At 44.1% G+C, this 12,387-nt stretch carries 13 protein-coding genes; 5 read left to right on the top strand and 8 right to left on the bottom strand.

Features of this window, described 5'->3' with window-relative positions:
• The 5 genes from LUQ50_RS04440 to LUQ50_RS04420 all read right to left on the bottom strand — a co-directional run.
• Window positions 1-682 (bottom strand): response regulator (locus tag LUQ50_RS04440; protein ID WP_300036770.1); only part of this gene is annotated, 682 nt, incomplete at its 3' end.
• Between the two features lie 113 nt (window positions 683-795).
• On the bottom strand, window positions 796-1,635 hold the full coding sequence (locus LUQ50_RS04435) for a metal ABC transporter permease (RefSeq protein ID WP_300036768.1): 840 nt from the start codon (window positions 1,633-1,635) through the stop codon (window positions 796-798).
• Window positions 1,632-2,411, bottom strand: coding sequence for an ABC transporter ATP-binding protein (locus LUQ50_RS04430; RefSeq protein WP_300036766.1), 780 nt, complete (start codon window positions 2,409-2,411; stop codon window positions 1,632-1,634). The genes LUQ50_RS04435 and LUQ50_RS04430 overlap by 4 nt, the downstream gene beginning before the upstream one ends.
• Window positions 2,408-3,247, bottom strand: coding sequence for a zinc ABC transporter substrate-binding protein (locus tag LUQ50_RS04425; RefSeq protein WP_300036764.1), 840 nt, complete (start codon window positions 3,245-3,247; stop codon window positions 2,408-2,410). The genes LUQ50_RS04430 and LUQ50_RS04425 overlap by 4 nt, the downstream gene beginning before the upstream one ends.
• Before the next feature lie 135 nt (window positions 3,248-3,382).
• Complete coding sequence (locus LUQ50_RS04420) at window positions 3,383-3,802, bottom strand: metal-dependent transcriptional regulator (protein ID WP_300036761.1); 420 nt, start codon at window positions 3,800-3,802, stop codon at window positions 3,383-3,385.
• A gap of 237 nt (window positions 3,803-4,039) precedes the next feature.
• Between LUQ50_RS04420 and LUQ50_RS04415 the strand changes: the two genes are divergently transcribed.
• A complete protein-coding gene (locus tag LUQ50_RS04415) occupies window positions 4,040-4,609 on the top strand; it encodes a flavin reductase family protein (protein ID WP_300036759.1) in 570 nt (189 codons plus the stop codon).
• On the opposite strand, the gene LUQ50_RS04410 is transcribed toward LUQ50_RS04415, so the two are convergent.
• Window positions 4,596-5,171, bottom strand: coding sequence for a hypothetical protein (locus LUQ50_RS04410; RefSeq protein ID WP_300036757.1), 576 nt, complete (start codon window positions 5,169-5,171; stop codon window positions 4,596-4,598). The two genes, LUQ50_RS04415 and LUQ50_RS04410, sit on opposite strands and share 14 nt — an antisense overlap.
• 109 nt (window positions 5,172-5,280) lie before the next feature.
• On the opposite strand from LUQ50_RS04410, the gene LUQ50_RS04405 reads away from it, so the two are divergent.
• Window positions 5,281-6,438, top strand: a complete 1,158-nt coding sequence (locus tag LUQ50_RS04405) for a TIGR04083 family peptide-modifying radical SAM enzyme (RefSeq protein WP_300036754.1) — start codon at window positions 5,281-5,283, stop codon at window positions 6,436-6,438.
• Window positions 6,439-6,458: 20 nt separating this feature from the next.
• Here LUQ50_RS04405 and LUQ50_RS04400 read toward each other — a convergent pair whose 3' ends face one another.
• Window positions 6,459-6,998, bottom strand: coding sequence for a DNA-deoxyinosine glycosylase (locus LUQ50_RS04400; RefSeq protein WP_300036751.1), 540 nt, complete (start codon window positions 6,996-6,998; stop codon window positions 6,459-6,461).
• A 115-nt stretch (window positions 6,999-7,113) separates the two neighbouring features.
• The gene (ercA, locus tag LUQ50_RS04395) at window positions 7,114-8,280 is read right to left on the bottom strand and encodes an alcohol dehydrogenase-like regulatory protein ErcA (RefSeq protein ID WP_300036748.1); all 1,167 of its coding nucleotides are present in this window, start codon (window positions 8,278-8,280) and stop codon (window positions 7,114-7,116) included.
• A 232-nt stretch (window positions 8,281-8,512) separates the two neighbouring features.
• On the opposite strand from ercA, the gene LUQ50_RS04390 reads away from it, so the two are divergent.
• The 3 genes from LUQ50_RS04390 to LUQ50_RS04380 all read left to right on the top strand — a co-directional run.
• The gene (locus LUQ50_RS04390) at window positions 8,513-9,361 is read left to right on the top strand and encodes a ParA family protein (RefSeq protein ID WP_367278956.1); all 849 of its coding nucleotides are present in this window, start codon (window positions 8,513-8,515) and stop codon (window positions 9,359-9,361) included.
• Window positions 9,362-9,373: 12 nt separating this feature from the next.
• Window positions 9,374-11,812, top strand: coding sequence for a chemotaxis protein CheW (locus tag LUQ50_RS04385; RefSeq protein WP_300036745.1), 2,439 nt, complete (start codon window positions 9,374-9,376; stop codon window positions 11,810-11,812).
• Between the two features lie 41 nt (window positions 11,813-11,853).
• Window positions 11,854-12,387: CheR family methyltransferase (locus tag LUQ50_RS04380; RefSeq protein ID WP_300036742.1), on the top strand; the 534-nt coding region annotated here is incomplete at its 3' end.

The following is a 12,387-nucleotide window of genomic DNA, read 5'->3' as shown; positions in this document are numbered from 1 at the left end:
TTAAAAATTTCTCAATTGGAAAAACAGTCCCATCATGGGGTCTGCGTGCTTCCCATAACAGAAATTGATCTTCTCCGGCAAGAACTTTCTTTAAAATATCTGATCTGATAGCAGTAGGAGAACCTGGTCCCGAAAGTTCATCAATCGTAAAACGTAATGCTTCCTCCCGGGTCAGTTGAAATAAATCCAGCATTTTAGTATTTACTTCAAAAATACGGCCTTCAAGATTATGAATAATGACGGCATCATAGGTTTTATCAATAAGTGTCCGGATTGTTTTCTTTGATCGCTGTTCTTCAGTCTCTTCCCTGCGATCTGATAAGGCAAGCCTGATTTTATAGGTAAGCTCTGCAAAAAGAGCACGGGGATCTGCTCCTTTCTGAATATAATAATCAGATCCACTGTTCGTCGATTCCATCGCTATCATTTCATTGCCTCTTCCAGTGAACATGATAAAAGGAACAGCACTTTCACGACGAACTTCTTTCAAAAATTCGATACCATTCATCTCAGGCATCTGATAATCAGATACAATTGCATCAGGATGACGGGTATGAAATATCTCCAGACCTTCTTTAGCTGATTCAGCAGTAATTACCTTGAATTCACTTGTCTTTTCTAGAAATAATTGTGCAATATCAAGAAGGGCTGGTTCATCATCAACATAAAGAATGGTCTTCACGATATGTCATTATTATCTCACTCGTACATAAAGGAAACCCCCCGGGTAGGCATCAAATGCGAGTTTTGGATATTGTCCGGGACATCGTATAAATCAGAAAGAGAAAGGGTTGCCTATTTGTGTATCAGAAACGGAACATTTCGATTTTTCAGAGAACAAAAAATGTGTGCACAGGTAACCACCAGATATACCAGGACCCCAAAGAGAATGATTGAGGAACCTGAAGGAATATCAAAAATCCAGGAGAGAAAAATTCCGGTAGTAGTGAGCATCATGCTTACTCCTGTTGAGATGACCATCAGGCCGCGAAGGGTACGGGAAAATGGTCGTGCAATAGCCGGGGGCAGAGTGAGAAGAGCAATAACCAGAATTATTCCGACTACCTGAATGAGCACCACTACTGTTATCGCAATAAGAACCAGAATCAGCAGGTTCAAACCTCTCGTTGGCAGTCCTGATATGGTAGCATACTCCTGATCAAAGGCAACTGCCTGCAATGCCGGATACAAGGCAGTTACCAGCACGATGATCACCAAACCGAGCAGAAAAATCAGGACGAGATGATCGGGAGGGACCAACAGGATGTTGCCAAAAAGATAACTGAAGAGATCAGGTGTATAACCGGGGGTCAGTGATATGCACAAAATTCCAAAAGCCATACCTCCGGCCCAGATTGCACCGATTAGTGTATCAATATGCTGTTTTGCCCGTTCCATTAATCCCCAGACTACTCCAGCAACACCAACAGTAAATATAAATGCACCGGTGAGAGGATCAATCCCAAGAAGATATCCAAGCCCGATTCCTCCAAAGGCAGCATGGGATATCCCGCCGGATATGGAGATCATATGCTTTACCACGACATAACTCCCGATAATCCCACATACAATGGAGGCGAGCAGCCCGGTCAGAAGGGCAGAGCGAAAAAATTCATAACCAAGGGCTTCAATCATGATTCATCCTCATGTTTTGCCAGGACCCGGTGTGGAATCTCTCCGTGGGTGATCAGATCAACAGGACATCCATATGTTTTTGAGATCATGTCCGCAGTCAGATGCTCACTCTCGTGCTGATACAACCGCCGGTTCAGACAGGCAACACGGTTCACATGCCGGGAAACAACACCAATATCATGGGTGATCATCAGAATCGTTACTTCATGAGAGAGAGTTGTGAGCAGCTCATAAAACTGGTTCTCAGTCGGGGTATCAACAAAAACAGTAGGTTCATCCAGGATGAGAAATTCTGGTTCTCCAGCCAGGGCACGGGCAATAAGAACACGTTGCCGTTCACCACCAGATAGATCAGCGATCGGACGGAGAGCAAGTGACGCTGCACCAATCCGGGATAGTGCTCGGTCAGCAGCCTGATAATCTGCCGGGGAGTACCGGCTGAACAATCCACCCCGTCTTCCAATCCTGCCGGTAAGGACCATCTCTCTCACGGTGATAGGAAACTGAAAATCAAATGTGTGATACTGGGGAACATACCCAATCTGTGATCTTCCCTCGGTATCAGCCGGACGTGAAAAAAGCAGGATTTCTCCATTATCAATAGGGACAAGACCCAGTATTGCCCGTATCAGAGTTGTCTTCCCACCTCCGTTCGGGCCAATTACCGCATAGAAATCCTCTCTTCCAATGGTAAGATAAACCGAGTCAAGAATAACCATATTACCATAGGAAACCTGGAGATCTCTAATTTCGAGAATGGGTTCTGAAGTTATCATTTTCCTGCAATCTGCTCTGCGATATGATTGATATTGGTAAGATATTCTCCGGATAATGGAGTGATCAGCACAACCCGGGCACCAATCTCTGCTGCAAGTGTCTCTGCCCCTTGCGTTGAGAATTCAGGCTCAGTAAACAAGAGCGATATTTTTTCTGATTTTGCTCTGTCAACCAGCGATGCAAGACTGTTTGCAGCTGGTTCTTTCCCATCTGACTCTACAGCCAGTTGAGTCAGATTATAATCCCGGCAAAAATACCCGAACGCAGGATGATAAACAAGGATGGTTCGGGAGGGAAGCGATGAGAGAAGTCCCGCAATTTTTGTATCCACCACTGATAACAGATCCAGGTACCGGTTACGGTTCGTTTCATAGAATATCCGCTTGGAGGGAGTATGCGTAGATAGGGCTTCGCAGGTGGTATTAACCATCAGTTTGGCATTTTTTATCGACATCCAGATATGAGGATCGGTTGTTTCTGCTTCATGGGTTTCTTCATGCTCCTCTGATTTGTGATGATCTTCAGTTCCTGGCATGAGGATTAGTCCGGTTGAAGAGTTCACAATCTGAAGGTGCGGGTACATGGATCTGATACGATCAAGCCACTGGTTCTCAAATTCGATTCCTGACCCGAGTGCGATATACAAATCAGCAGATTCAAGTGCAGATATCTGCGACGGAGTTGGTTCAAACGTATGCGGACTTGCTCCGGGAGGAACCATTACCAGAACCCGGGTTTCATTCCCTGCAATTGCCTTAATAAATTCTTCCTGAGGCGGAACAGTACAGGCGATAATCAGCGGTTTCTCTCCGGAAGTCGGAGAACTGGTTTCCATCTTTGTGCAACCAGAGGTAACCAAAAACAAGATCAAAAAGATGCACACAAATATAAGAAAAAACCTATTTCGGATGATAAAAAATGTATGCCCATTTTTATTATGGAAAATCTGTTTTAGCTGATAGCTCATCGATCAGCACCCCCCACAACAGAGGGGATCGTGTTCAATAATACCACATGCTGCACGGCTGGGGTGACCGAGTGAACGACAGATCTGATCTACATGATCACGTGGGACCAGATGCTCGATTAATTCAGTCTGTATACATGCAGCCTTTTCACATAATCCAGCCCTGGCAAACATCAGTGAGAGTATTCGATGTCTGCGAATGAGAAAGCGGACAAACTCTTCCCCGGCTGAGGTGAGTTCAACACCCTGATAGGGATCATAATTCAGGTACCCTGCATTACTGAGTTCACGCAGGGAGCGGGTTACCGTAGCAGTTCTGATAGAAAATTTTTCGGCTATGTCTCCTGATTTTATTCCTTCAGGAAATTGATATATTAATTTCAGAAATTTAATTTTTTGAGGAGTATCTGATCGAGGAGTCATAGAATAGGATATGAGTAGTATCTATTAAAGCTTATAGCTAACATTCACTTCTTCTTTTTTTCTCCAGACTCTCAAACCAATGAATGCATGTAATGCAACCAGGATACCTCTACGGAGAACTGGGGAGGATGAGGGGACATAATCCATTCAGCATGGATATTATGTAGTATATTGATCTTATGCTTACACTGATCTTACGAAACCATACCTGACCAGATCTGGTGAAGGAGCATAACGGTGAAGATACAACTTCAGGCTCAGCCCCCGGAAGTGACGCTTCCGGTGGTCATTGCAGGAACCCTCGTGAAAGGAAGAGAGAATTACATAACCCTTGGTGCGTTCGGGTTAATGTCCCTTCAACCTCCTATCGTATATATCTCATCTATGAAATCCCACTATTCCAATATCGGGATAAAAGAGAATGGGTTTTTCAGTATAAATATCCCTTCAGCAGATATGGTCCAGAAAACAGATTTCTGTGGACTTGTTTCTGGTCGGGACATCAATAAGAGTGAACTATTCACCTCATTCTACGGACTTGAAAAAACTGCTCCAATGATTCAGGAGTGCCCGATAAACTTTATCTGTAAAGTTATCAGGATTGTAGATCTTCCCTTTAATGAAGTATTCATCGGAGAAGTCATCGATTATTATGCTGATGATGAATGTCTTGATGACAATAAACCAGATCCGCAGCGAGTGAATCCAATGGTATTAGCCGGACCTTCATACCGTTCTATTGGTCAGGTAGTAGGAGTAGCGTTTGGGGAAGGCCGATCCTATCGGAAAAACGTTATGCAGCACTAACAACCGCTTGATCGCCATCAGTTCCAGTCATATTCGAAGACAAATTGTATGAGGAATTCCCGGGATAGGCATTCCTGCAATACCAGGTAAACAGACCATCAAAGTTATCAAGTATCTCCTGGGTTCCTTCAAGACCTACGGGACCGATGAATACTACTGGAATATTTTCCCATTCGCGATTAAGCATTATATAATATTTATCAAGACGATCTGTTGCTTCCTGACCGGTAGAAAGGTTTACAACATCAAGCTCAATGTCCGGGTGATCTGCAAGGTATGTCTCCATATATGCATGAACTGGCAGACATGCTCCACATTCAGGATCATAGAAAAATACTGCTGATGAATTATTAGTCACTGCATCAGAACTGTTTGTCAGATTATAGAGATCAGACCGGGTAAGGTTTGATCCGTCTTCTGAAAAAATAGTAGCCGAAACAGAAATGACTGCACAATTCATCATCATAAGACCAGTAAGTAATATAATCCAAACCCGACGCCATGTGGGCTTGTTTTTTATAGATATCTGATAATCCATAATAATTCCTGTATCAACTGTCATGACATGTACTCAGGATCGGGTAATAGGTTTCTTCTTTACTAGAAAGAGGACCTCAGTACGATCCTATACCATACGTAATCCTATGAGGTATCGCGGTGAACATATGGGCATGAAGACCCCGTTTCATATCATGATCATTCCAACCCTGGGATGTCCCTCCCACTGTCGTTATTGCTGGAGTTCAGAGGAGGGGTCACCGATCATGAGTCTTGAGACGGTGCGGGCAACAACATCCTGGCTCAAAGGGTTTCGGGATGACCCGCTTACTATAACTTTCCATGGAGGAGAACCACTCCTGGCAGGTGCAGACTTTTTTAGATCCGCCATCCCCCTGTTAGCAGAAGAACTTGCGGCAAATACCCCGTCTTTTGCTATCCAAACTAATCTCTGGAAGATGAATGATGAAATCGCAGAGATATTTGCAGCATATCATATTCCTATCGGGTCAAGTATTGACGGCCCTGAACAACTTACGGATTTACAACGAGGGGATGGATATTATCAGAAGACGATGGCAGGGTATGAAATCGCCAAAGCCCATGGACTTGATGTCAGGTTTATCTGTACATTTACAAACCAGTCAGTTAAGAATAAAGAAGATATCATCAGATTTTTCCGGGAAAATGGATTTCCCCTGAAATTTCATCCGGCTCTGCCATCACTTCGAAGTGAAGAACCTGAAAAATGGGCACTCCCTCCTGATGAGTATGGAATGCTCCTGATCTATCTTCTTGATCAGGCACTTGAGCATCAGGATGAATTGGAGATTATGAATATCAATGATCTCTGTCGATGCGTATTCACCAGGCGGGGAACGGTGTGCACCTATGCGGATTGCATGGCTAATACCTTTGCTATAGGTCCTGAGGGAAGCATATATCCTTGTTACCGGTTTGTCGGGATGGATGCCTGGGTGATGGGATCGGTGTATGACAAACCAGATACCCAGAAACTTGCCCAGAGTGAAGCATGGAATAAAATGCACCAATTCAAGGCATATGTTGATGAGGCGTGCAATTCATGCAGTCATATTTCATATTGCCGGGGAGGATGCCCATATAATGCAATTGCTCCGGATCAAGGGAAACAATCGGGAGTAGATCCCCATTGCATCGCATACAAAAAAATTTTTGATGAGATATCTGACCGTATGAACACTGAGATGTTTGCTACTCCGCCGGGTTGTGGATCTCCTTTTCCCGGGTCAAAGCAGAACAGATCAAAACCTGGAATTATGTCCTTGATACATCGTATCGTAATGCGATAACGGCAAAAAAATAGTGATGGTCAGACAGAAGTCAGGGCCAAAAAATCCCTGATCACCAGCCAGGATCTACATTTTTCCTGAAATTTTATCGCATGGGCCGGGCTGCTGGATGGTATATAGCCAATATGAACCTGATCCGGGTGAACATCGGATTGTTCATGAGTCATTGCATGCACTAAACCTGTTTCTGCTCTTCTTCCATTACAGAATATTGCTCTGATAGCGGGATAACGAATGAGGAGAGAACCAATAGAAGCGGGATTCGGATCTCTAATTGTTGCATCAGCACTCCCTACCCGGGTACACGAACTCACTACATCCCAGAGGGCTATCCCTTGAGATAAAAGATAATCAATCCGGGTTTGGTATTGCAGACCATGAGGCATCCCAATCACAACCTCCATAATTTTCCAGAAATCATTACGGGGATTCGCATAATACTGGCTTTTCTGAAGAGAGATGGTAGAGGGAAAACTTCCGACGATGAGTACCTGACTGGTATCATCGATAACCGGATGAAGACCATAAAGCCGTGGGAATTGTACTGATGAAATAATCAATCACCAGATTCCACGGGAGAGAACCAGCAGGAAAGGAAAAATAAGTGTTCCTTTGAGAGAGAGAAGCGGGATCCGGTGATGAACCTGAACGGAATATTCCTGATCATCTGACCTCTCAGAGAGCTGACTCATAAATCGAGATGAGATCTTTCTTGGTTATACCTCTTGGATTAGTAACCATGCAGACATCCATGATTGCTTTTTCTGTAAGATCATCTACATGATCCCTGGTAACACCGATATCAGAAAGACTACTGTTAAATCCAATTTTCGTATAAAATTCTGATAACCCGGAGAGTAAAGCATCCATCCGCCCCTCTGACATGGAAGCACTCATATCAAATCCAAACTGTTTTCCGATAGTATCATACCGCTCTGACGCTCCGGAATAATTAAATTTAATAACTGACGGGAGAAGAAGGGCATTACACATGCCATGTGGAAGGTCCAAAAATCCACCCAGACTATGGGCCATCGCATGAACTGCCCCAAGACTGGCATTTGAAAACGCAAGACCGGCATGCATACTAGCCAGCATGGTATAGGCCCGATATTCCAGATTTTTTGGTTCCTGCATTACCAGAGGCAGATACGAACAGATCAACCGAATGGCCTCTAGAGCATGGATGTCAGAGATGGAAGAATGGGCATTAGAGACAAATGCCTCAATGGCATGAGTCAGAGCATCAAGAACGGTATGCTGAGTGAGATCATGAGTGAGGGTTAAGAGTGTTACCGGATCGATCAAGGCAACATCAGGAACCAGGGTTTTTGAGATGATCGCGATCTTAACCTGGCGACGGGTATCTGAAATAATTGCAAACTGCGACACATCTGCGCTGCTTCCTGAGGTTGTAGGGATACAGATGAGTGGGGGGGCCGGAATTTCTACCTTGTCTACTCCTTCAAATTCAAGAATATGTTTATTATTAGAACTGACAATCCCAATCCCTTTAGCACAATCAATCGGGGATCCCCCACCCACTGCAATAATTCCGGTACAATGTTTCTCCCTGTAAATCCGGGTCCCTTCCATAACTGATTCTGCACGAGGATTCGGCTGGATATCAGAGAATACGTGATACGCTATACCATATTCATCAAGACTTTGAAACACATCATCAGCAATCCCGGATTGAATAACACCAGGATCAGTCACTACCAGGATGGTTTCTGCCTGAAAAATTGAGGCATACTGACCTGCCAGAAGGCGGGCACCTTCCCCGTATACTATCTCAGGAGCTACAAATTTTCTCAGCTCAAAGACAGAGGAATCAGGCATAATGAGTGATAATCAGTAGATAATGTATAAATATATATTGCATTTCCCATACATTTTTGAAGCGCAAAACTATGAGATCCGTAAAAAGGACAAAAAATATGGTATCAGTTAGACTTATCGATCCTCTCACCATGATCAATCGAGAAGATGGAAGGCCCTGACCTGACAGAAAATTCAGAGCGAATCAGTAATAATAAATATAAATGCCTCAGGATGTATGTTATAAGAGGGGATCCAGATAACGGTCACAGCTTTTTCCCATCATAAAGGAGGGACCGGAAAGACCACAACCTGTCTTCAGGTTGCCGGATTTCTGGTAAAAAATGGTCGCCGGGTTTTGGTTATAGATACTGACCCCCAGGCAAATGCTACACTCGGACTGGGAATTCATCCGGATACACCAGCTCACAATATCTATCATTATTATGCTTCACAGAGTAGTCCGGAAAGTGAACCAATATCCCTGTCAAGTCTGATTATACGAACAGTATCAGGGATTGATCTCATTCCTTCCCATCTCGACCTGGTTGGTGCAGAACCCCTGCTCTATCAGAACCCTGACCGGTATGAATTATTGACCAGAGAAATCCCGGGTCTGAAAGAGCGGTATGATCATATATTCATAGATACTCCCCCATTCCTCGGGCAGTTTGTTCTGAATGCAATCATTGCTGCAGATCGAACAGTATTAGTATTTTCACCAGATAGTTTTGCCTTGAACGGATACGAAAACATCCGTCTGATCATTACCGATATTGAGGAGGTACTGGGGAAGGATATCAGGATTGAGATGGCAGTATTAAACAGATGGGGTAGTCCCAGGCATGAATACTCGTTGTTTTCAAAAATTTCAGCGATTCTCGGGAAAAAAGAACAAAATATGCTAAATCAGGGAGAGGACATGCAAAGGATCCTTGAAGAGCAGATGAAACGAGAAGTGGGTACGGTAATTCAGGTTCCTGAAAGCCAGCAGGTGGGGGTATCAAACAGGAGAGGAATGCCACTCGCATTTTCATACCCTGACGATCCGGCAGCAAAAGCATTTGCACACATTGCACAGGAACTGGATCACGGACGGTGAGGTGATGACGGGATGAAAGAGGAAACGGAGAAGATACGGCAAGGTAGGCGTGCTCTATTTGCAGGGACTGGGACGCCAGTTCTTCAGGAAGAGTCTATACCGGTTACCGAGATCAGGGAAGTCATTCAGAAGATCAGTATAATTGAGGATTCTGTACCAGAAGAGATCCCTCCCATATTTGAACCGGTTACCACCCGGCTTATTACTCTGGTGAAAACCCTTCACCAACAGAAAACAGAATTTGCTGATCTTGAGTCCTCCCTCCTTCTGAAAAATGATCAGATTTCAAGTCTCACGAATGAGAATATTCAACTCTCTTCAGAACGCGAATCATATCTCAATGATCTGATCACGTCTCATACCGAGTTTGATCGTGCACTTGAAATCTTTCAATATCATGATGTCCCGATGGTACTCACCGGTCCGGACAGAAGTCTGTATGATGCGAATAATTCGTTCTGTACCCTCTTTTCAATAGCCCGCAGCAATATTACCACTGCGCATCCTTCATTAAGTAAATATTTCCCAGATGAACCAACGATAATCGGACCAGATGGTGAAAGATACTCGATTGTTACCCTGACTCCCCCAGTAGTCCCTTTTGATCACGAAGCCATCTCTCTCGTGATACTTATAAAAACCTCACCGGTTTCAGAACCAGCCCTTCAGGAATCAGAAGTACCTGAAGAAAAAAACCTGACTCCTGACTTTGAGCCTTTCGATACCAATGAGCCTGCTGGCCAAGAGTTCTCTCAATCAAAAATGCCTAATCCGGCTGCATTGGCATTTGATTTTTTCCCAATCCCTGCAGTGGCAATTAATCAGTATCGCACAATTACTGCATGTAATCAGGCATTTGGTTCGCTGGTTGGCAGGACCAAAGAACAGATTATCCTTCGTGATATTGGAAGTTGTGGGATCAGGCTTGAGGATGCCGATGCAATCGGATCTGTTCTGCAAAATCCCGAACCTTCCCAGATAGACGGAGTGATTAATCATCCGGATGGAACAGAATCGCGGGTATATTTAGAGATCACACCATTTTTGGTAGCTGATGGGGAACCACAGGTGCTCGTAGTCGGAGTTCCAGTCACTCCCGAGTATGAACCTGAAGAGATAAAAACACACGAAGAGGGAAAACCGTCAATAGATATCATGCTTCGAATGCTGCTGGATCTCAATCCGGCAGCTGCAGCACTCCTTGATAAACACGCTAAGATTCTAGCTGCAAATGAAGGGTTCGCTGAACTGACAGGAACGAGCCCTTCAGATCTCTTTGGAACCGATGTCAGGGATCTGGGAGTCTTAATTCCTGATGCAGTGCTGGTTCAGGATGCAACCGAAGTCATGTATCTTCCAGAGGTTATCAGGATGGAGACTGCGTGGGGAGTTCAGGAATCCTCAGGGATGGTGGCACCAGTTGGAACCTCGGGAAGCAGTGTCGCTGTTATCCTGATCCTCCAGCCCATCATCCCACCGGCAGAAAAAGCGGGACCGGCACCTATCACTCAACCATCAGTGCAGGTAGAACCTGAAACCTGTGTTCGCGAAGTTGCTGAAACCGAAAAGGAACAGACCAAAGTTACGCTCGATCTTAATTTAGTCCCGGTACCTGGACTTCAATCAGATCATACCGGTTTAATAGTAAAAGTCAATGAGAGCTTCTCGCGAATTACAGGAGTAGGGCCAGAACAAATTGAAGGGCACCGGAGACAGGAACTTCTGGTATCTGATCAATCTGGTCTCATTCATGTTTCACTCTCATCAGGGGACTTCTGGCTACAAGAATATCCACAAAATATTTGCGACGATAAACCACTTCAGACATACTGGTACATGGATCTCACGGATTCAACAAAGAAGATACGTTCATTAGAAAAACAAATCCAAACCGTTCAAAACGAGATCAAAGGAATCAGAGAGAAGCAGGGAACGCAGTCCAAATCACAACTGGCAGATGCAAATGAGCAGATAGACATTGTTGAGTTCGAGCTGAATGAAGAGCGATATGCAATCGATATCACTATGGTTAGGGAAGTTGTGGAATTTCAACCTGTCACCCCGCTTCCGAAAACCCCGCCCTATGTTATCGGGATAATCAATCTCAGAGGAGAAGTCACTCATGTAATTGATCTCGCGATTTTGCTTGGTCAGCGTCCCAAAAAAGACAGATCGGGACAGAAGATCATAATTATTCCTTCAGATGTAACCAACGGCGAACATGTAGGAATCATTGTTGATAACGTTCAGAGTGTCACCGAGATTATGGGAAGACATGTCTCAATGCTCGGCGATGATATCACAACACAAATAAAAACCCATATCAAAGGAATCATTAAAATATCATATGATGATATCCTAGAGAAACGATCTGAAACCAGCCATAAGACAACTCTCATCATCTGGCTGGATATTAAGAAGATACTGCATGATATTCAGGGTTACTCTTGAAAATTTTCTGATACGATCGTATAGCCGATTCAGGTACAATCATGGAAAAAAAAATTTCAACCCCGGTGTTTCCTCAAATTTCAGTACCTCAGGTTAGTGAAAAAGGTCTTCCTGAATTGATCCAGGACGTTCAGAAACGTTTGAAGATCCAATTAACCAATTATAAGCAGGACTACATCAAACGAAGACTTTTGTCCCGGATGAACTCTACACGATCCAAAGATTTTGCTGAATATCACCAGTACCTTCGGACTCATCCTGAAGAAGAAGAAAAACTTCGCAACGCTCTGACCATCAACGTAACTAAGTTTTTCCGGGATCCCGATGTCTTTGATCTGGTACGAAAAGAGATCTTTCCAACAATAATAAGGGATAAACGGTCAATAAAAGTCTGGAGTGCCGGGTGTTCATCCGGGGAAGAACCATATACGTACGCAATTATCCTGTATGAACTGGGAAAGACGGGACCAGCATACAGCGGTTCAATTATTGCAACTGACATCGATGAAGAGATGCTCAAAAAAGCAAGGATAGGTGCATACGAGAAAAATGCCCTCGAAAATATGTCAGATGTG

Source organism: Methanospirillum sp. (genome assembly GCF_028679455.1).
Taxonomy (GTDB): domain Archaea; phylum Halobacteriota; class Methanomicrobia; order Methanomicrobiales; family Methanospirillaceae; genus Methanospirillum.
Note: the sequence above shows the minus strand (reverse complement) of the source record. Positions and strands in the feature narration are given on the sequence as shown.